Source organism: Paraprevotella clara YIT 11840 (genome assembly GCF_000233955.1).
Taxonomy (GTDB): domain Bacteria; phylum Bacteroidota; class Bacteroidia; order Bacteroidales; family Bacteroidaceae; genus Paraprevotella; species Paraprevotella clara.
On sequence record NZ_JH376584.1, the window covers coordinates 1 to 19,003 of the forward strand.

Annotated in this window: 17 protein-coding genes and 1 tRNA gene; 4 read left to right on the forward strand and 14 right to left on the reverse strand. The window is 49.4% G+C overall.

The window, feature by feature from the left end; all coding sequences use genetic code 11:
* Nucleotides 1–11: 11 nt before the first annotated feature.
* The 4 genes from HMPREF9441_RS02780 to HMPREF9441_RS02795 form a co-directional block, all read right to left on the reverse strand.
* Nucleotides 12–1,181, reverse strand: coding sequence for a site-specific integrase (locus tag HMPREF9441_RS02780; protein WP_008617745.1), 1,170 nt, complete (start codon nt 1,179–1,181; stop codon nt 12–14).
* 285 nt (nt 1,182–1,466) lie between these two features.
* Nucleotides 1,467–1,551: transfer RNA gene (locus HMPREF9441_RS02785), tRNA-Ser, on the reverse strand.
* Nucleotides 1,552–1,825: 274 nt separating this feature from the next.
* Nucleotides 1,826–2,026, reverse strand: coding sequence for a hypothetical protein (locus HMPREF9441_RS02790; protein WP_008617747.1), 201 nt, complete (start codon nt 2,024–2,026; stop codon nt 1,826–1,828).
* 206 nt (nt 2,027–2,232) lie between these two features.
* The gene (locus tag HMPREF9441_RS02795; protein WP_008617748.1) at nt 2,233–3,438 is read right to left on the reverse strand and encodes a tyrosine-type recombinase/integrase; all 1,206 of its coding nucleotides are present in this window, start codon (nt 3,436–3,438) and stop codon (nt 2,233–2,235) included.
* Nucleotides 3,439–3,599: 161 nt separating this feature from the next.
* Here HMPREF9441_RS02795 and HMPREF9441_RS02800 point away from each other — a divergent pair, with 161 nt between their 5' ends.
* Nucleotides 3,600–4,952 carry an MATE family efflux transporter gene (locus HMPREF9441_RS02800; protein ID WP_008617749.1) on the forward strand — a complete coding sequence of 451 codons (1,353 nt, stop codon included), beginning with the start codon at nt 3,600–3,602 and terminating at the stop codon, nt 4,950–4,952.
* 29 nt (nt 4,953–4,981) lie between these two features.
* Here the strand turns inward: HMPREF9441_RS02800 and HMPREF9441_RS02805 are convergent, their stop codons facing one another.
* Entirely contained in the window at nt 4,982–5,431 is a 450-nt protein-coding gene (locus tag HMPREF9441_RS02805; protein WP_008617750.1) for a hypothetical protein, read from the reverse strand.
* A gap of 307 nt (nt 5,432–5,738) precedes the next feature.
* Entirely contained in the window at nt 5,739–6,722 is a 984-nt protein-coding gene (locus HMPREF9441_RS02810; RefSeq protein WP_230315427.1) for a hypothetical protein, read from the reverse strand.
* A gap of 292 nt (nt 6,723–7,014) precedes the next feature.
* Here HMPREF9441_RS02810 and HMPREF9441_RS02815 point away from each other — a divergent pair, with 292 nt between their 5' ends.
* Together HMPREF9441_RS02815 and mnmA are read left to right on the forward strand one after the other, a co-directional pair.
* Nucleotides 7,015–9,969 carry an outer membrane beta-barrel protein gene (locus HMPREF9441_RS02815; RefSeq protein WP_244949587.1) on the forward strand — a complete coding sequence of 985 codons (2,955 nt, stop codon included), beginning with the start codon at nt 7,015–7,017 and terminating at the stop codon, nt 9,967–9,969.
* 600 nt (nt 9,970–10,569) lie between these two features.
* Complete coding sequence (gene mnmA / locus HMPREF9441_RS02820; RefSeq protein ID WP_008617758.1) at nt 10,570–11,628, forward strand: tRNA 2-thiouridine(34) synthase MnmA; 1,059 nt, start codon at nt 10,570–10,572, stop codon at nt 11,626–11,628.
* Nucleotides 11,629–11,664: 36 nt separating this feature from the next.
* On the opposite strand, the gene bioD is transcribed toward mnmA, so the two are convergent.
* The 7 genes from bioD to HMPREF9441_RS02855 are packed head-to-tail and all read right to left on the reverse strand — an operon-like array spanning nt 11,665 to nt 17,618.
* The gene (gene bioD, locus HMPREF9441_RS02825) at nt 11,665–12,306 is read right to left on the reverse strand and encodes a dethiobiotin synthase (protein WP_008617760.1); all 642 of its coding nucleotides are present in this window, start codon (nt 12,304–12,306) and stop codon (nt 11,665–11,667) included.
* On the reverse strand, nt 12,303–13,070 hold the full coding sequence (bioC, locus tag HMPREF9441_RS02830; RefSeq protein WP_008617775.1) for a malonyl-ACP O-methyltransferase BioC: 768 nt from the start codon (nt 13,068–13,070) through the stop codon (nt 12,303–12,305). The genes bioD and bioC overlap by 4 nt, the downstream gene beginning before the upstream one ends.
* Entirely contained in the window at nt 13,055–13,723 is a 669-nt protein-coding gene (locus tag HMPREF9441_RS02835; RefSeq protein ID WP_008617776.1) for a DUF452 family protein, read from the reverse strand. The genes bioC and HMPREF9441_RS02835 overlap by 16 nt, the downstream gene beginning before the upstream one ends.
* 13 nt (nt 13,724–13,736) lie before the next feature.
* Nucleotides 13,737–14,900, reverse strand: coding sequence for an 8-amino-7-oxononanoate synthase (locus HMPREF9441_RS02840; RefSeq protein WP_008617777.1), 1,164 nt, complete (start codon nt 14,898–14,900; stop codon nt 13,737–13,739).
* Between the two features lie 24 nt (nt 14,901–14,924).
* Nucleotides 14,925–16,232, reverse strand: a complete 1,308-nt coding sequence (bioA, locus tag HMPREF9441_RS19005; protein ID WP_008617778.1) for an adenosylmethionine--8-amino-7-oxononanoate transaminase — start codon at nt 16,230–16,232, stop codon at nt 14,925–14,927.
* Nucleotides 16,222–17,178 carry a biotin synthase BioB gene (bioB, locus tag HMPREF9441_RS19010; protein WP_008617779.1) on the reverse strand — a complete coding sequence of 319 codons (957 nt, stop codon included), beginning with the start codon at nt 17,176–17,178 and terminating at the stop codon, nt 16,222–16,224. Before bioB ends, bioA begins: the two co-directional genes overlap by 11 nt.
* Entirely contained in the window at nt 17,175–17,618 is a 444-nt protein-coding gene (locus HMPREF9441_RS02855) for a hypothetical protein (RefSeq protein WP_008617780.1), read from the reverse strand. The genes bioB and HMPREF9441_RS02855 overlap by 4 nt, the downstream gene beginning before the upstream one ends.
* A 269-nt stretch (nt 17,619–17,887) precedes the next feature.
* On the opposite strand from HMPREF9441_RS02855, the gene HMPREF9441_RS17575 reads away from it, so the two are divergent.
* Nucleotides 17,888–18,232 carry a type II toxin-antitoxin system YafQ family toxin gene (locus HMPREF9441_RS17575; protein WP_244949588.1) on the forward strand — a complete coding sequence of 115 codons (345 nt, stop codon included), beginning with the start codon at nt 17,888–17,890 and terminating at the stop codon, nt 18,230–18,232.
* Here the strand turns inward: HMPREF9441_RS17575 and HMPREF9441_RS02865 are convergent.
* On the reverse strand, nt 18,161–18,907 hold the full coding sequence (locus tag HMPREF9441_RS02865; RefSeq protein ID WP_008617782.1) for a helix-turn-helix domain-containing protein: 747 nt from the start codon (nt 18,905–18,907) through the stop codon (nt 18,161–18,163). The two genes, HMPREF9441_RS17575 and HMPREF9441_RS02865, sit on opposite strands and share 72 nt — an antisense overlap.
* Nucleotides 18,908–19,003: the final 96 nt, after the last annotated feature.

Sequence of the window (19,003 nt, forward strand, 5' to 3'; positions counted from 1 at the left end):
AGAAGTATTTATTAAGCGACCATTCTGGGCGCACGGGCATAAATTTGAGTGGTCTGAATATTCGTGTGCCCCAACATTTTACTGACGGTTTCGATAGGTACGCCTTTGGCGAGCGTCATAGTCGTAGCAAACGTATGCCTTGCAAGGTGAAACGTGATATTCTTGCTGATACCGCACAGATCGCCGATTTCTTTCAGATACGAATTGAGCTTCTGATTGCTTAACACAGGCAATAAAAGACCGTTCGGCAGCTTGCCCTCGTATTTTTTCAGAATAGCCTGCGGCACTTTCAGCAGCGGCACATTTACCGCCGTGTCCGTTTTCTGGCGGGCGGTCATGATCCACGGATTTCCGTCGAACGAGGTACGAATGTTGTCTTTCGTGAGATTGCGTACGTCGATATAGGCCAATCCCGTGAAACACGCGAAGATGAACACGTCGCGCACCTGTTCCAGCCGTTTGCAGGTAAATTTCTTTTTCAGAATTTTTTGCAGCTCCTGTTCCGTCAGGTAGCCTCTGTCCACTCGTTTCAGACGGATTTTGTAATTGACGAACGGGTCGGCAAAAATCCAGCCGTTATTTTTCGCTGCGATGATGATCATGCGAAATGTCTGCATGAACTTGGCCGACGTATTTTCATTGCAGCCGCATTCCGTGCGCAGATAGGTTTCAAAATCCGTGATGAACACGTGGGTAATTTCTTTCAGAGCGATGTCCTTGATCCGGTACTTGGATTGCATGAATGCTTCCAGACGCCGCATACAACGGTCGTATTTGGCGTAAGTCGCCGCACTTTTGCTGATACCTACCAATTTCTTCACGTCTTCGTTGTGCGAGCGGAACAGTTCCAATAGGGTCTGCTGCCGCGACGTGATACCCAGAAAGGCGTTGCGTACCTTTTCCGCCGTTACATACGCCTCATGAACCTCGATGTCGTGATAGTGGTTTTTCAATGTCGTCCGCACATCGTCAAGCAGGGAATTAAGCTGGCGTGCTTTCAAGGAATTGCCCTGCATTTTCTGGGAGTTTACGTCCCATAAATCGGGTTCCACGTCCAGTTTGGAACTGAATTGCGCGATCTCTCCGTTTACGGTCAGCCGGATCATAATACCCGCCTTGCCGTCCTTGTTCACTTGATTCTTCCGAATGTAGAAAAGAATCCTGAATGTACTCTTGCTCATAATACCTCCTTCTTGTGTTCCTTTTACTTTTGCGCAAAGGAACGGTTAATAATTGGGTTATGAGCAGACACTTCGAGGACAATAAGCGACAAATCAACGACTTGCATCGAAAATCGTTACTAAAATCAATCGTCCGTTTTCAGTAACGATTTAGTAACGGCACTCTGTCCGAACGGGGCTTTTTCGTGTCTTTCGGATGTCCGAGAGGAGAAATAAAAAATCCCGCAAAACCTTGATTTTACGGGATTTGTCATACTTTGACCCCTTTTTGTCTTCGGGGTTCTGCGGAGAGAGAGGGATTCGAACCCCCGGTGCCTCTCAGCACGACGGTTTTCAAGACCGTTGTAATCGACCACTCTACCATCTCTCCAATACTTTGGTTGGGAAGCTCTCTTCCTCAAAAGCGATGCAAAGGTACGGGATTATTTTCATTCATCCAAATTTTCAAAGAAAAAAGTGCTTTGAACTTTTGATTTTATTCTTTCCCTGCTTTCATAGCCCTATGTAGGTTACTATTATTAAACGATATATAGAACAAAGTTTTAGGGCACTCTTTCAATAATCCAGTTCTTTATTTTATATAAACTCTATTATATATAAAGAGATTGGTGTTGTGCGGAAGGTGAATAGGACAGTTCTTTCGGTTACAATTTAGCCGATAGCATCTTTTTGAAGATTTCCGTTTGTTCTTTTCGTTCTTCCTCTGTAAAGTCGGGATGCAGTGTTGCCAAATAACATTTGAAGGTCTCTATGGCTTGCATACGAGCCATGGCTTTTCCTGCTTGTAAACCACTGTGATAAGGGGTGTGAGGTAATAAACTGCGATTGAAATTTCCGTCACTCATGATTTTTTCTTTTAAGAGGGGATAAAGTTAAGTGATTTTTTTATTTCCACGAAGGGTTGGGAGAGATTTAAAACCATAGTAGTGTATTTTATGGGACAGTTTTAGATTCATCTCTCCCGGGAAAACCGGGAGAGACGGATGAAGTACATCGTTGTCATATTCTGATTTTATAGTGTAACCACCACCTTATATGGAAGGAAGTCCTGTTACAAGTCGTTTAATATTAAATAATTGGCTCTGTCTATGATAGTCGTGTCCAAAGAAGCCAGATAAATCTGTGTGGTGGTTTCGGAATCATGTCCCATTCCTTCACTGATGATGGATAGGGGTATGTTTTTACTTTTAGCGATACTTGCCCAGGAATGCCTCGCAACGTACATAGACAAAGGATGAGGACTGCGTACGAAGACGGACAGAATCTTGAGTTTCCGGTTTACCAGCGTGAGAGAGTTCCGGTATTGCAGGCGTTCGTCTTCGTCGGTTGATGTAATGATCGGAAGCAGGTACTCTGTTGGGTTAGGAGGATATTTTTCTATAATTTCCTGCATACATTGTTCCCATTTGATAGAAAGTTGCTGTCCGGTCTTTTTTCTGCGATAGGTCAGTATGCCGTTGTGCAAATCCTTTTTTTTCAGATATGCCATGTCTACAAAAGACATGCCTCGCGTGTAGAAACTGAAAAGGAACATGTCGCGGGCGTAATCTACCGAGCTTCCAGCCAGGAGTTCCTTATCTTTTATCTGCCGGATGATAGGCTGAGGAATAGCTCTTTTTATGGTTTTCTCTATTCCGGTGTATACGTGGCGAAAGGGAAAACGTTGTGTGGTCAGTTCTTTCTCAACGGCCCGGTTATAAACGGCTCTTAAGATACGCATATAAAAAGATATGGTGTTCAGACTCAATCGTTCTTTTTTCAAATATGCCTCATAAGCTTCTATTGTTTCCTGGTTCATCTCGTCCAGTATGATTTCTTCCCCGTTTCTGAAACGCATAAAGCTGTTCAGTGCACATTGGTAAGTTTCTCCCGTGCGTATTCTTCCTTGTTCTTTCAGATGACAGATGAGTGAGGTCATAAAGCCGGTCAGAGTGTCATTTTCACTTCGCTTACGATAGAATCGGAGAAGGTCGTCAGTACTGTATGGCAGCCCTTTGCGCGTCAGGTTGGCAATACATTCGCTCAGACGGAATAAATCCTGTTTTATTTCATGCCGGTAGCGGGATAAGATGGAATGTCTGTCCGGTCTGGAAGGAGACAGTGTGATGCGTGCGGTACGTGCGTTCCATTCGTCGGGATAGATTTTATACTTAGTCTTTTGTGAGCGCACGATACGGCGGTGGATAACTTGGAAATAAAGAGCTCCTGTTTTTCCTTCGATGGTCGAGGGTCTGAATTTTACTTTAACTGATGCCATTTGTATGTTTTTTAGTTATGGATTTATGGGCAAGTCTTAAAAAAACGGGCTTGCCGTGAAATAAGTTCAAATGTCCAAACCAATTTAAAACATGCTGTAGACGTTGGGCATATCCGGTGTTTTTTATAATTTTGCCCGTCTAAATCGAACGCTTATAAAAAATGGGAACCAAGAACGCTTTAACAGAAAAAGTCTATTCCGGGAAAGATATCATGCGTATTGCTTATCCTATTCTGATCAGTCTGTTGATGGAACAGATGATCGGGATGACGGATACCGCTTTTCTCGGCCGGGTGGGAGAGGTGGAACTGGGAGCTGCTGCCATTGCCGGCATCTACTATCTGGCTGTTTTCATGATGGGTTTTGGTTTCGGTATCGGAGCCCAGATTCTGATTGCCCGTCGTAATGGGGAGAAGCATTACGGCGAAATCGGCGAAATCTTTTATCAGGGTATTTATTTCATGTTGGGGTTGGCCTTGTTCGCTTTTGTGCTCACCAAGATCATTTCTCCGCTTTTGTTGCCGGTTATTGTGTCGTCACCTCATATCTGTGAAGCAGCTCTCAGTTATATAGACTGGCGTATTTTCGGCTTTTTCTTTTCCTTCATAGCTGTAATGTTCCGGGCGTTTTTTGTCGGTACGACTCAGACTAAGACGCTGACGCTGAACTCTGTGATAATGGTTTTGTCCAATGTGGTGTTCAATTATATATTGGTGTTCGGAAAGTTCGGCTTTCCGGCATTGGGGATTGCCGGGGCCGCCATCGGTTCGTCGTTGGCAGAGTTGGTTTCAGTCGTATTTTTCATTCTTTATACCTATCGTCGTGTGGATTTAGTCAAATACGGTTTGGTCCATCCTGTGCGTTACAGTTGGCGTAAACTTCGCAGGATGCTCGACGTGTCTTTTTGGACGATGATACAGAATTTTATCTCTCTTTCCACCTGGTTCTTGTTCTTTCTTTTCGTGGAACACCTCGGAGAGCGTGCTTTGGCCGTAACCAATGTCGTACGCAATATCTCCGGAATACCCTTTATGGTTGTGGCCGCTTTTGCTTCCACGTGCAGTGCCCTGGTCAGCAATCTGATAGGTGCGGGGCGGGAAGACATGGTGATGTCCACCATTCGTCAGCATGTCCGTCTGACTTTTATGATTGTGTTGCCGATGGTAGGATGTTTTGCTCTTTTTCCGAGAGTGATATTGGGTGTTTACACCAATATACCGGATCTGATAGCTGCCGCTATTCCTTCGTTATGGGTTTATTGTACGACTCCTTTGTTGATTGCTCCGGGGAATATTTATTTCCAGGCTGTTTCCGGTACGGGTAACACCCGCAAGGCTTTTATCCTGGAGTTGGTGACATTGTCGTTTTACACCTTATATATATACGTTATCATCCAACATCTGCGTTTCGATGTGGCTTGGTGTTGGACGTCCGAGCACGTCTACGGTTTTTGCATCCTGTTGCTTTGTTATGCCTACATGCGTGGAGGCAGTTGGAAGTTGAAGAAGATATAATGCATTCCTGTCCTTGTTCCGGTAAACATTTACCGGTTCAGGCTATCCGTACGGACATAAGTCGTGATTTGCCCGTTCTTTTCTAAGTTCAGCATTCTTTCGTCCACTTCTATAATCTTGAAAGCCGATTTCTCAGGTTGGTTTTTGGCCATGCGTTCGAACAATCCTTTTACTAAGGTTTTGTTTTCCTCCGTTACGCTGTCGCCGAATTCATAAGTCGTGTTTTGGATATCGTTGGCGATGAACAGGCTGTCGCCATCTACTTTCCAAGTTCCGGGATGTTTGATGATGCAATCCATGGTGCCGGCTCCGGTCGTATTCATAAATGTATGGTCGGCATGAAATTCAAAGGTTTGTCCGGGCAGGGCCGGATGTTCGTATTTTCCTACTATTTTGCTTTCGGTATCATTTTGGCAACCGGTGGTTATGAAAACGGTTGCAGCCGTTAGGGCTGCCATGAGACGGACTCTTTTCATCATTCATTATTAATTAATCGTTAAACTTATCGGGCTGCTCTGAGCCGCATTCTATCTTATCCAAAGATAGCGATTAATCACAGGAGAGTTACTGTAAAATCCCCAAAATATTGCAAATTATTCTTATCAGACTTTCCGGAAAAAGGCGTTGACCTGCAGGTTGTATAAAAGCAGAAACGGCCTCTCCCTCACGGAGAGACCGTTCTTTTAATCAGTGAAAACACTGACTTTTCATAGTTGAGGTTTCCTTATTTAGATTCAATTCATAGTTTTCTTTGGTTTATATTTCTTTTTGGCGATACGCGGGTCGCTATCTCTTAGATTCACGTTTGCTGCGTGGGGCAGCCGGACTTCTTTTGACCGAGGGTGTCGGTTTAGAGAAAGACGGACGCGTAGAATTTCTTTGTACCCGTTGTGTGCTTTGCACTCTCGGAGATCTTTGCGGCTTTGCCGTTGAGGATTCCGGACGTACCGATGAACGGTTTACCGTTGTCCGTGTGGAACTCCGTCTGTTGTAGTGACTTCTCGGTTGCGGATTCGTCACTGGATATTCCCGGTTGCTGTTGTTCGACTGCGGCCGTGCAACAGATGGCCGTTTGTTGTCGTTGTCCGGTTTCGTTCCTTGATTTCCCGGTTTTTGGACGGGTTCAAAACGGAAACCATTGCCGCGGTGGTCGTTCGGACGTTGGCCTGGTCGTGACGGTCTGCCGGGTGATTCGAAATGAAAACCGGGGCTGCCGTTGCCGTTGTGCGACCCGGGACGATGAGGAGGTAGGGCCGGCCGGCCCGGTAACGGGCCTCTGCTTTCCCCTCTCAATCCTCCGTTCCATACCGGGCGTCGGTGAGCATAGAAGCTCTGCCGATGTTCGTGCCGGTAATGGTAGTGTCCGCCCCTGTACACCTGATATACCCTTGGTGGACTGTAATAGAAGCGGCTCGGGCTGTAAATGGTATACACCGGTAAGAACCAGCCGGAAGTCCTCCATATCACGGGACGGAAAAAGTAAGTGGCAGCCTGAAACAAAGCATACTGCCAGTCGTAGAGGATAAAGCGCAAATCAGCGTTTCTGTATTCCAGATACACGCTCGAAGCGTCGCTTGCCGTCCGGATATTCATCAGGTAGTCCAGGTTGATTTCGTAGGCGTCATTGTATTGTTGGTCGTTAAGGTTCAGTTCATACGCCATCTTGTCCGTCAGGAACCTGGCCCGGTCGCGGGCTTCTTCGTAAGACATGGCATTAAGGCTGGCCAGTCCGAAGTATAGAGCGGTAATCAGTCCTAATAACTTTTTCATGTCTTTGTTGTTTAACGGTTCGTACTTCATCTTTTCTACGTTGCAAATATCCGGCTTTTCCATGAGACGTGAAAAGGATTTTTCCTATTTTGCGGTAGGTATTTCCCTATCATGTAAGAGGGGAATGATTTTAGGAAAAGAAGAGTTAATAGATTTTAAAAAATGGGGGGGGTAAAAAGAGAAAGTTAAAAGAATTATCTTTGTTCATCATTTAAATCGTTACTTTAGAGGAAGCAAGACGAGAGGCTTGCGGAAAGCCTTATTTTGATAAATGGAAAAACAAGGAAGCCGAATGAAAGGACTGTTAAAGTTTATAGGGACATTGGGGCTATTGTATGGCGTGTCGTCCGGAATGGCGGCCCGGGCCCAAGAAACCGGGGCGCGTGAAGATACGACCCAGGTGCGCACCATACCCCTTTGGGGGCATGTGAAGGACGGTTTCACCTATACCGCCCTTCACGGCACGTTCGTCACATTGATGCGCGAAGACAGCACAGTGGTGGACACCATGCACGTGCAATGTTTCAATCCCGGTACACCGCAGGAGGACACCTATTACAAGTTCGATGTACCCGCCCGGCGGGCGCGTTACATCATCAAAGCCGAGCATCCCGATTACTATCCGGAATACGTGGATTGCGCGGTGCGTTACGTGGCACGCAATCCCTACGTCGATGCCCGGCATCATGAGATGCGCCGTCGTCCGTATGCGTCGTTTGCAGACCGCAGTTTGGGAGAAGTGGTGGTAAAGGCTACCAAAATCCGGGTGGCTTACCGGGGCGATACGGTGGTCTACAATGCAGATGCCTTCAACTTGTCCGAAGGGGCGATGCTCAATGAACTGGTTCGCCAGTTGCCCGGAGCGGAATTGAAGCCGAACGGCGAGATTTACGTCAATGGCCGTAAGGTGGATTACCTGACGCTGAACGGTACGGACTTTTTCAAGGGCGACAACCGTAAGATGCTCGACAACCTGCCTGCCTTCACGGTGCAGCAAGTGAAAGTGTATGACAAGACGACCGACCGTAGCGAGTTCCTCGGTTACGACACGGAGAAAAAAGCCTACGTGATGGATGTGAGCCTCAAACGCGAATACAACACCGGCTATATGGCCAATGTCGCGGCGGGAGGCGGTACGGACAGCCGCTATGCTGGACGGGCTTTCGGTCTGCGTTATTCCGACCGCTCGCGTGTCACCCTTTTCGGCGGGATGAACAACACCAACGTTTATAACGACCGGCCGGGCGAAAACGGCGAATGGCCGGAGGAAAGCCTGACCAACGGTGAGTTTGTCACCCGGCAGGCCGGTGGGGAGTTTTTCTGGCAGAATAAGGCGAAAGGCATTGAGAACAGCCTCACGGCCAATGCCGAATGGAGCGACAGGGATGTAAACCGGAAATCGGCTACGGAGGCTTACTTGCCGCAAGGTAACCGTTACACCCGTTCTTTCTCCCTTCAAGACGTGGATTATATGGGGGGGAATGCCAATAACTGGTTGACGTGGAAAACAAAGGACCATTTGCTCACCGTGCATTCCTACGTAGGTTACGACCGTACGGACACGCACGGTTATGCCCGTGATGCGGCTTTCGACGCCGACCCTTCGGCCGTGGGAGGCATCGACGAGGTGCTCGATTCCGCTTTTCTCCTTCCTTCGTCCGGAAGCGCACGGATGCGCTGGCTGAACCGCTCTTCCACCCGGTCGCTTTTCGAGGAATGGAAGTACAATGTGGGGCATGACATGATGTGGGACGCCAAGTTGCCGTGGGGTGACAATCTCCAGTTGCGATTCACCGGCTCTCTCAGCCGGACGGAGAACGACCGTTTCGAGCATTACCTGCTGGATTATGCTTCGTCCAGGTCCGAAGCCGACCGTCGCAACCGTTACGACCGCGGACGTCGGCGTAATTATTATTACCAACCCTCGGCGGAATACACCTTCAACTTTCCGAACGACTGGCATTTCCTTACTTATTATATATATAAGCAGGACTATCGTTCCGACTCCTCGCCACGCTATCGTCTGGACAGTCTGGCCGGTTGGGAGGTGGGAGCGGCTCGGCATTTGGGCGAATTGCCTTCCGCACGCGAATTGTCCGCAGCGTTGGACGTGCCGAACAGTTACTACCGGCATGACCTTTCTCGGGTGCATACTTTAGGGCTGCGTACTTTCTATTCCCGGCGGACGGAGGACAAATACGTCTGGTTCAATTTCCATCTGCCTTTCACACAGTCGAAGGAAGACATGCGCTACCGCCGGGAGGAGATAGATGTCGGCCTGCAACGTCGCGTGTTCCGTGTTCAGCCCGATTTCACTTATTTGGTCTATTGGTTTGGAGGTACAAGATATTTCAGGACGTTCATGGTCAATGCCGACATGGCTTTGGGCACGCCCGACCTTGTGAACCGTTTGTCTGTCCGCGATGCTTCCGACCCCTTGCACGTACGTGTGGGGAATCCGTACCTGCAAAACAGTTGGCGGTATAACTTCCGCACGGGATTCTTGCACCGCAGCCCGGAGAAAAAGTGGTTTACACAAGTGAACGTGAATGCCTGGCTTGGGGTGAATGACGTGGCACAGGGGTTCAGCTACAATTCCGAAACCGGAGTGTACACCTACCGTCCGCAGAACGTGGACGGCAACCGGGGCGTCAATGGAAGTCTGGCATTTCAGAAAGAAGGTATGGCCGAATATTGGAATGTGGGAGCGAATTTGAACTATGACTTTCACCGTAGCGTAGACCTCTCGTCCGTGGAGGGGATGACGGAGAGCGTGTTGAGTAAGGTGCATAACCACGAGACGAAGGCCTGCCTTTCCACCGGTTACCAGCGCGGAAGCCTGACCCTGAATGTGGGATGCGATGCCACTTACCGCCATGCCGACGGCAGCCGGGCGGACTTCAACACCGTGGATGCTTTCGATTTCCGCTACGGCCTTTTGGGAGAATACACGATGCCGTGGAAAATCCACCTGTCCACCCGTTTGAACATGTACAGCCGCAGGGGCTATGACGAAGCCGCCATGAATACGGACTATCTGATATGGAACGCCTCCCTTTCGCGTTCTTTCCTGAAAGACCGCCTGATGGTGAAGGTGGAAGGCGTGGATTTGTTGCGCCAGATGCGTTCCGTTTATATGGACGTGAACGTGCAGGGGAAGACAGAGACTTATTATAATATCGTGAAAGGCTACTATATGCTTACTTTGGGGTGGAAGTTGACACGAAATCCTAAAAAGCGGGAGTAAAGCGTGCAAAATGTCATTTCCGACCCGGTTTTCGGCCTGCCTGAAAAAAGAATCCAGAAAGAAAATGTAAAAAACATCCCCTCCGGAATGCTTATATGGAGCATTCCGAAGGGGCTTTTCTTAAAAAATGAGTTTCAATCTCAGCCGAATGAAAAATCGTTCGACTGAGATTGGAAAATCATTCGGCTGAGAAAAGTTTGGAAATGTCAGTCGGTGGTGGAAAAAACGGGCTTCAGGCGTGAAAAAGCAAGACGTTCGCAGGCCGGTTTTTTCCCTTTTTTCGTCTTTCACGAATTATCTGACCCTTTTTTCCGAACGAGAATCGGATGCAAAATGTCAGTGTATTCCCGCTAAAGCCGAAACGGACACACTCGTCATGGCGGAAGTCAGCGGATAGTCTCTGTCTTTATTTCTCGTTTTGCCCCGTTCGGATGCCAGAATGATAAAATCCCGATGCGTGAGAATCGTTTTTTTGCAGACAAATCCCACCCTGGGTGTGTATGGATGAAGGAGAAAGGAGCGGAATGTCAAATTGTCAGGATATGGCATTTTGACGGAAAAACGCTATCTTTGCCGCGATAAAGACCAAAGGTTGCGGATATGAGGATAGCAGTATTGATTTCAGGCGGAGTGGACAGCGCAGTGGTCGTTCACCGGATTTGCGAAATGGGATATAAGCCGGATTTGTTTTATATCAAGATAGGAATGGAGGGCGAAGGGCTGAGCTGTACGGCCGAGGAGGACATAGAGCTTTCTACGGCTACGGCACGCCGTTACGGCCTGCACCTTGAGGTGGTGGACCTGCAAAAGCAATATTGGGAACTTGTGGTGGGCTACGCCATGGAGCGTGCCCGGCGGGGACTGACCCCGAATCCGGACGTGATGTGCAACAAGCTTATCAAATTCGGATGCTTTGAACAGGAGGTGGGACACCGGTACGACAAAATCGCCACGGGACATTATGCCACGGTACGCGAGCGGGACGGTAAAATATGGTTGGGTACGGCACGCGACCCCGTGAAAGACCAGACGGACTTTCTGGCGCAGATTGACAGCTTGCAGGTGGCAAAGCTGATGTTTCCTGTGGGCGACCTGATGAAAGAAGAGGTGAGACGCATTGCGGATACGCAGCGTCTGCCATCGGCCAAACGCAGGGACAGTCAGGGCATCTGTTTCTTGGGACAGATAGATTATAATGATTTCGTACGCCGTTTCTTGGGCGAACGGGAAGGAGCGGTGATAGAAATCGAGACCGGACGCCGCATCGGCACGCACAAAGGGTATTGGTTCCATACCATTGGCCAGCGCAAGGGGTTGGGACTGGGGGGCGGACCTTGGTTTGTGGTAAAGAAGGATGTGGAGCAAAACATTCTTTACGTGTCCCATGGTTATGACACGCTTTTGCAGTATGGACATAGTTTTAATTTGAAGGACTTCCATTTCATTACGGAAAACCCGTGGGGCGACGCGCCGGAAGTGGATGTCACCTTCAAGACGCGCCACCAGCCCCATTTTATGAAAGGCCGCCTGCATCGCGCAGGGCATGGCTACCGGTTGGAAAGTCCCGAAAGGATACAGGGGATAGCTCCCGGACAGTTCGGGGTGGTGTACGATGCGGCGGCGGAGATTTGCATCGGGAGCGGCGAAATAGGGGTTTAGCCCCTTTGTTGTTCGGCATCCTTTCGGGACTTCCGGCTATATGAGCGGGAGGGTCACGAACCGGGTTTCCGGATATTCCTTCTCCAGTAAATGGCGGATGTAGCTTTTCGTATCGCGCCGGATGATGTCGTCTTTCTCTTCGGGGTATAGGTTGTACACGACTGTGTGCAGCCGGATATTCCGGCGTGCGATGGCTTCCAGACTCAATAAGGTATGGTTGATGCTTCCCAATTTGCCGGAGGTGACGAAAATAAGCGGATAATGGCGACGGGCGATGTAGTCAATGGTCAGCAAATCACGGGTGAGGGGTACCATCAAGCCGCCCGCTCCTTCCAGCAAGACCGCATCGTAGGTTTCGCTGAGCCGCCGTGTGGCACGTTCTATTTTGTCGAAATCCACCGGACGTTTGTCTATCTTGGCAGCCAGGTGCGGAGAGCAGGGATAGCTGAAAATTTCGGGCATGGTCAGTCCGTCGGTATCCTCGGGCAGCAGTCCCGTGCCCATGATGCGGCGGTGTAGTTCGATGTCTTCCGAAAGTCCGTCGTTCCCTGTCTGGATCAGTTTCTGGGTAATCGTACGGATGCCTTGTCCGTTCCATAATTTGGCCAGATAGCCGGTGGCATAACTTTTGCCTGTGTCGGTGTCGATGCCACTCACAAAAAATACATTTTCTTTCATTTTCCTTGTTTTTTGCAAATCATATAAATGGGGTGGTAAGTCAGGGGGACAGTCCCGTCTTGTGCGGCATATTGCCTGTGGTAGCGTTGGCAGAAATCTTCCAGTTGGCCTTTGGTCCATTTCCGGCTTCGTAGGCCTGTCACGCCGGTGGCCTGCAAATGTTTCAGCACATCCAAGGGTGAGGGGAATGTGAAATGTAGGATTTCTTCCCGGCTGTACACGATTTGGTATACGCCCGAAAGCGTCCGGCGCAGTTCCTCTAATGAGCGGTAGGGCAACGTTTCGGAAGTGAGCGAGGCTACTTCCCTTACGTTCTGCGGGCCGAAAGTACTGAAGGCCAAGTATCCCCCGGTTGTCAGCAGTTCCCGGCAACCGGAAAGGAACCGTTCGGGACGCTCGAACCATTGGACGGCCGAACACGAAACGATTAGATGTTGTCCCGCAGGAAAACGCAGGGTTTCGGCGTCGCAGGCTTGGAAACGTATGGGGAGGCGGTAGGCAGTAGGCAGTCCGGACAGGTAAGGTTCCACTTCGGGGCAGATGTCGTTCAGGAGCAAGCGGCCAGGACGGATTCCACGGAGATATTCACGGGTGAACAGCCCTGTCCCGCATCCGATTTCAAGCACGTTCCAACCGTCGCTGTCGGGGATGTGTCTTTTGATGGCCTCGGCCATGTGCCGGGCCACGTGTTTTTGCATTCCGGCTTGTCGGTCGTAGCTGTCGGTCGCTTTCGCAAAACGTTGCCGTATCAATGCCTTGTCCATTCTTCCCCCTTTCCTTCGAGCAGACGGCTGAACAGCGATGTCTCGTAGTGTTCGGCTTCCGTTTCCATGATTTCCGTTCCTTGCCATGCCTCATGTTGGTTGCGTGGCGGGAATATTTTGTCCCGGTTGCCAATGATGGCCCTGTCCCAGATGAAAGAGGAACTTCCGTATGCGGTTATTCCCAGTGCCAGTGCGGCCAGTTCTTCGCGGAGTTCTTCCGCTGTACGGGTGGGGGTGTGGGATAGGAATTCTTCCGTTTGTCTGGAAGAGCCGCACATCCTGCGGCGGAAACGCGTTAATGTGTCTTCCGAGAAGTGTTCCAATGTGCCTTTAAAAATCATTTCGGGAATCCCGCGCCGGTCGTCTATCGGGAAAGGCGTCCCGTTGACAGCCAATTTCATTTGCCACGGGAAGGAATGCCCCGTGAAGACCCGGCTTGCTACCCATACGCCTATCGACCATGCCAGCAGTCTGATTTCGGTGTAACCCTCGATTAGGGTATAGTCGAAATCCAACGTGCGGTAGTCGAAGCAAAGCAGGTAGTCATAACCTTCTTCCACGGGGTGTCGGAACAGGTTTTCTTCGCTTCCCCATCCGGCAAAAAACAACATGAGCCGGGGATGTCCTTCTTTCTTTATGAATGTTTGTTTCATTTTTGTTCTATCTTTAAAGTGTCGCCAATGCCGTGCAGAGACGGTCTGTCTCCTCGGCGGTCAAGGCCGCAGTGAGCGAGATTCGCAGACGGGAAGTCCCCTCCGGTACGGTGGGCGGACGAACGGGTAGGACGTAAAATCCTTTGCGCTGCATGTCCTCCGCTTTCAGGATGGTGTCGCGGCTTTCTCCTATTACCACGGGAATGATGTGGCTCGAAGACGGGCAGGATTTGCCACTATCTTGTATCGCTTGCCGTACGTGGAGCGAATGTCTGGCGAGCCGGTCGCGGCGCTCGCTCCACGTGCTCAGACGGGACAGTACGAACTTTGTCCACGCGGTATTGAAGGGAGGCAGGGCCGTGGTGAAGATCAATGTACGCATGCGGTTGACCAGATACTCCCTTATCGTTTGGCTGCATACCACGTATGCCCCTACTGAGGCCAGTGCTTTGCCGAACGTGCCGCACAGGAAGTCTATGTCCTTCAGGCAGCCTTGTTCTTCGGCTATTCCCAACCCCTTCTGTCCGCGTACTCCGACGGCATGTGCTTCGTCTACGTAAAGCATGACGTTAGGATATGTTTTTTTCAGCTCGGCCAAAAGGGCGAGGGGAGCCATGTCGCCGTCCATGCTGAAAATGCTTTCCGTCACGATGATGATTCTGGAAAAATCATGATGGTGCTTTTCCAACAGGGTTTGCAGTTGCGTGTAGTCCTGATGGCGGTAGCGGATACATTTTGCAGCCGACAGGCGGATGCCGTCTATCAGGCTGGCGTGTACCAATTTGTCGGCAAGTATCAGGGTGTGTGCGTCTGCCACGGCTGGCAAAATGCCTGTATTCAGGTGATAACCGCTGGAGAAGACCAGTGCCCCGTCCCGTCCGAACAAGCAGGCAAGCATCTTTTCCAGTTCGCCGTGGACGGGAAAATTGCCCGTCAGCAAACGCGAGGAGGAAGCCGAGAGCAAGAAATCGCGTTCGGAAAGGCCTTTCATGAATTCATCGCGTAGCGACAAATCGGAGGCCAGGCCCAGATAATCGTTGGATGACAAGTTCAACATGTCGGTACCGTTTCGTATCATCCATTTGTCCCGGTGCCCGGCTTGTGGCAGGTTTCGCAAGTTGCCTGAACGTTGCAAGGCTTCGAGCGTTTCGGTATATGTTTTGTCCGGTGTTTCCATATTCGGTGTGTGGTTTGTTGCGGTTTATAATGACTGTTTTTGTCCGGCGGGTATTTCTCCTACGATTTTCAAGAGTCCGCTTGTCAGTTTTGCCAGTTCCTCCGTTCGGATGACAAACGGAGGCATCACGTACACCAACCGTCCGAATGGACGTACCCATATACCTTCTTCCACGAACCGGCGTTGCATCCATGCCATGTCCACGGGATGTTTCATTTCTATCACTCCGATGGCACCCAGCACCCGTACGTCGGCTACTAGGGGCAGGCCGCGGGCCGGAGCCAGTTCCCTGCGGAGCTGGGCTTCGATGCGTAGCACTTTTTCTTTCCATCCGTAAGACAGGAGCAGCCTGACAGAGGCGCAAGACACGGCGCAGGCCAACGGGTTGCCCATAAATGTAGGCCCGTGCATGAAGGTGTGCGGGGCGTGGGACGAAATGCAGGCGGCTACCCGGTCGGTCGTCAGTACAGCGGAAAAAGTCATGTAGCCGCCCGTCAGGGCTTTCCCGATGCACATGATGTCAGGCTCCACTCCGGCATGTTCCCAGGCAAACAGTTTTCCCGTCCGTCCGAAGCCGGTGGCTATTTCGTCAAAAATGAGCAGCAGGCCGTATGCCTTGCACAGCTTGGCCGCCTCGCATAAATAACGGGGATGGTAGAAACGCATTCCTCCCGCACCTTGCACTATCGGTTCCAATATCAGTCCGGCCAGTTCGCTGTGGTGCCGCTCTATGGTCTCGCGTAGTGGAAGGATGTCCTTTTCGTCCCATTCCCCGTCGAACCGGCATTGGGGAGCCGGGACGAAGTGCCGTATGGGGAGTGCGGAACCGAACAGGCTGTGCATGCCCGTAACGGGGTCGCATACCGACATCGCGTTCCACGTGTCGCCGTGGTAACCGGAACGGATGGTCACGAAATTGTTCTTTTCCGGCTTTCCGGCCGCATATTGGTATTGTACGGCCATTTTCAATGCGATTTCCACGGCCACCGAACCGCTGTCGGCATAGAAAATCTTTTGCATGGAAGGAGGGGCTATGTCTAATAGCAGTTTGCCCAGTTCGATGGCCGGTTCGTGTGTCAGCCCGCCGAACATGACATGAGACATGTTCCGCAACTGGTTTTCCACGGCACGGTTCAGTACGGGGTGGTTGTAACCATGCACGGCACACCACCAGGACGACATGCCTTCCACGAGTTCCGTGCCGTCTTCCAACGTAATGATGCAACCCTCCGCCCGTCTCACCTTATAGGTAGGAAGCGGGTCAATCGTAGAGGTATAGGGATGCCACAGGTGCTCCCGGTCGAAGCTGTCGGTAATCAGTTCATAATTCATATCCCGTTTCTTTGATTCGTTTTACATCTTCTTTCACATTTGAACCTATCGTCGTAAGCAAGTCGCCTGCGATGGCCGAATTGATGCCCGTGTACATGGCCCGGCGTATCATCTCATCGCTCAGTTTGGAGCGTCCTCCTGCAAATCTGAGATATGCGGACGGATTCACAAAACGGAACAAGGCGATGGTGCGTAGGATTTCTTCTTCGCTCAAAGGCGGCATGGTTTCGAGAGGTGTCCCTTTGATGGGATGCAGCAGGTTCAGCGGGATGGAGGATATGTCCAGCGATTTAAGCGTGAAGGCCAGTTCCGCACGTTGCCACATGTTTTCTCCCATGCCGATGATACCTCCGCAGCAAACCTCCATTCCTACCCGGCGTGCGGCGCGCAAAGTTTCTATTTTCTCCGCTTGTGTATGGGTGGAACAGAGCCGGGCGAAGAATGAAGGGGCTGTTTCCAGATTACAATGGTAACGGACTGCCCCTGCCCGGTGTAGTTTGTCCAACTGTCCTTCCGAGGCAAGCCCCAGCGAAACGCACAGGCTGATGTGGGTGTGCCTGCTTAGGTATGCAAGATGTTCGCACCACGTGTCCACTTCACGGTCTGTGGGCTTTTTTCCACTTGCCACTAAAGAAAAACGCCGTATTCCCGCGTTTTCGTTTATTCGGGCATGACGTAGGCATTCCTCTTTCGAAACGATTCCGTATGTTTCTATTCCGGTGGGGTGGTGTGCCGATTGTGCGCACCATTTACAGTTCTCTGAACAACGTCCCGATTTGGCATTGATAATGGAACATAAATCGAATTTACGCGAAGCATGTCTCAACGTAATGCGGTGGGATGCCTCGCAGAGGGCGTCGAGAGGAGCATTTTCCGTAAGTTGGAGCACTTCTTCCGGTGTGAAGGGTTGGCCTTCATGCACTTTTCTTTCCAGTTTTTCTATCATAACGTTCTGTATAAAAAGAGCGGAGTGACGAAGAAAACCGATGGGCATCCGTATGGATGTGGATGAGGTTCCTTCGTCACTCCGCTTTTATGGGTGACAAATAAATGAGAATACGTGGCAGGGGCTTCCGGGATATTCGTAAGTTTTATAGCCGCAGAAGACCCGAATGCCGAAAGGAAAAAAAGGACGGACGATAGTTCCGGACTGCCTTCCGGTGGCCATGCCTCTTCTTCCGTTTGCATCCGAAAATCAACACCTCCGCGTCTGTTTTCAAGGTTCAACGTGTTTTTGTCCTTTTTCAATGCGGAATCGGCAATGCTTTTGCATACACGCCCAATCGTAACGTGGCGGTGCAGACTTCTGAATATGGCATACCCTTTCCGGTTCCAGCAACGGAAACGGATGGTTTTCTCAGCGTTGTAGATGACAGTCTTGCGCATGCAGAAGTCTTTTAGTCTTTGCAAAAGTATGAAAAAAACGATAAACCAGGAACAAGCTAAAGTAGAAATAGGTTAAAAAAAGACATTCGATTTCATGGTAAAAACAACAGGAAAAGTTTCTTTATATGTAAACTGATGATTATCTTTGCATTGTAATACAAAATATTGAAATTATGGCTCCGTTGATAGTATCCGAGCTATGCGTGAGGTGGAAAGCGGAGATACAGTCATTTGCGATACAATGGACGATTATCTTAAACTTGTTGGTTATGGTATACAAGATTGAGGTATCAAGGCAGTATCTGAAAGATTTGAAACTTGCTCGTAAACGACAGTTGGATGAAAAATTACTGAATGATATTATCGCCATGCTCGCTGCCGGAGAACCACTGCCTGCCAATAATTGCGACCATGCGCTTTCGGGTAATTACAAAGGTTATCGTGAATGTCATGTCACTCCGGATTGGTTGTTGATATATTCTCGGAATGAAACGCTTAAAGTTGTCTCTATTAGTGCGTACAGGCACGCATTCGGATTTATTTTAAATCTGCCTGCGGTTCATGATGTCGACCCAAGTGTTCATGATGGATTCTGTTTCAAAGCGTTTGAATAAATTCCGTTTGGTGGTTTTGATGGTATTTACCGACTTGCAAATCTGTTTGGCGATTTCCTCCACCGTGTAACCTCTGGCAGACAAAAGCAGGATTTCCTGTTCCGTTTCGTTCAGTCTTTTTATTTCCTTTTTGCCCCAATCGTGGCATAATAAATCGTATTCGTAATACGTACCGTTCGTGTGTAGCATGAGGACGTGTCCGGACTCTTTATGTGCCGAAGGCGATATGGCGCATAAGGCTATCCAAACTTGTCCATTGGAAGTGAACGCGAGAGGAGTGAGTTTGTGGTTTAAGAGTGTTTTTTTCTTGTTTCGGATAAGGTCTATATCATAACATAGTGTGTAGTTTGTCCGTTCGTTGGTAGGGAATGTGTGGAACAAACCAAGGCCTTTTTCGTTGATTTCCGAAAGCATCTTTTGTTCTTCTGTTGGGACATGTTTTAAGTATATTTCATAGTTGAAACGTTTCTTTCCGTCTATTTCTTCTCCACAGAGCCTGACGATTTTATCGGATACGTATAGGAAATCCTTTTTAAGGAAATCGATGATATAGATATATTGGTTGGAACTTCTAACGAATGCCTTGGTAATCTCGATAAGCGGTTTTAAATTTTCGTATTCCTCCTGTGCATAACCTATGAAGTTGGTAGTTGTGAGGGATTGGTTGATTTTCATTTTATACTTAGGTTAATTGTTTATGGTGTAAAGTTATAAAAAAACTCAATAAGTGTGACTTTTGACGATAAAAAATCACACTTTTGGGTGAAAATA

Coding starts and splice junctions, on each gene's coding strand:
- HMPREF9441_RS02780 (WP_008617745.1), bottom strand. CDS start 1,181: ATGAGCAAGAGTACATTCAGGATTCTTTTCTACATTCGGAAGAATCAA.
- HMPREF9441_RS02790 (WP_008617747.1), bottom strand. CDS start 2,026: ATGAGTGACGGAAATTTCAATCGCAGTTTATTACCTCACACCCCTTAT.
- HMPREF9441_RS02795 (WP_008617748.1), bottom strand. CDS start 3,438: ATGGCATCAGTTAAAGTAAAATTCAGACCCTCGACCATCGAAGGAAAA.
- HMPREF9441_RS02800 (WP_008617749.1), top strand. CDS start 3,600: ATGGGAACCAAGAACGCTTTAACAGAAAAAGTCTATTCCGGGAAAGAT.
- HMPREF9441_RS02805 (WP_008617750.1), bottom strand. CDS start 5,431: ATGATGAAAAGAGTCCGTCTCATGGCAGCCCTAACGGCTGCAACCGTT.
- HMPREF9441_RS02810 (WP_230315427.1), bottom strand. CDS start 6,722: ATGAAAAAGTTATTAGGACTGATTACCGCTCTATACTTCGGACTGGCC.
- HMPREF9441_RS02815 (WP_244949587.1), top strand. CDS start 7,015: ATGAAAGGACTGTTAAAGTTTATAGGGACATTGGGGCTATTGTATGGC.
- mnmA (WP_008617758.1), top strand. CDS start 10,570: ATGAGGATAGCAGTATTGATTTCAGGCGGAGTGGACAGCGCAGTGGTC.
- bioD (WP_008617760.1), bottom strand. CDS start 12,306: ATGAAAGAAAATGTATTTTTTGTGAGTGGCATCGACACCGACACAGGC.
- bioC (WP_008617775.1), bottom strand. CDS start 13,070: ATGGACAAGGCATTGATACGGCAACGTTTTGCGAAAGCGACCGACAGC.
- HMPREF9441_RS02835 (WP_008617776.1), bottom strand. CDS start 13,723: ATGAAACAAACATTCATAAAGAAAGAAGGACATCCCCGGCTCATGTTG.
- HMPREF9441_RS02840 (WP_008617777.1), bottom strand. CDS start 14,900: ATGGAAACACCGGACAAAACATATACCGAAACGCTCGAAGCCTTGCAA.
- bioA (WP_008617778.1), bottom strand. CDS start 16,232: ATGAATTATGAACTGATTACCGACAGCTTCGACCGGGAGCACCTGTGG.
- bioB (WP_008617779.1), bottom strand. CDS start 17,178: ATGATAGAAAAACTGGAAAGAAAAGTGCATGAAGGCCAACCCTTCACA.
- HMPREF9441_RS02855 (WP_008617780.1), bottom strand. CDS start 17,618: ATGCGCAAGACTGTCATCTACAACGCTGAGAAAACCATCCGTTTCCGT.
- HMPREF9441_RS17575 (WP_244949588.1), top strand. CDS start 17,888: ATGGTATACAAGATTGAGGTATCAAGGCAGTATCTGAAAGATTTGAAA.
- HMPREF9441_RS02865 (WP_008617782.1), bottom strand. CDS start 18,907: ATGAAAATCAACCAATCCCTCACAACTACCAACTTCATAGGTTATGCA.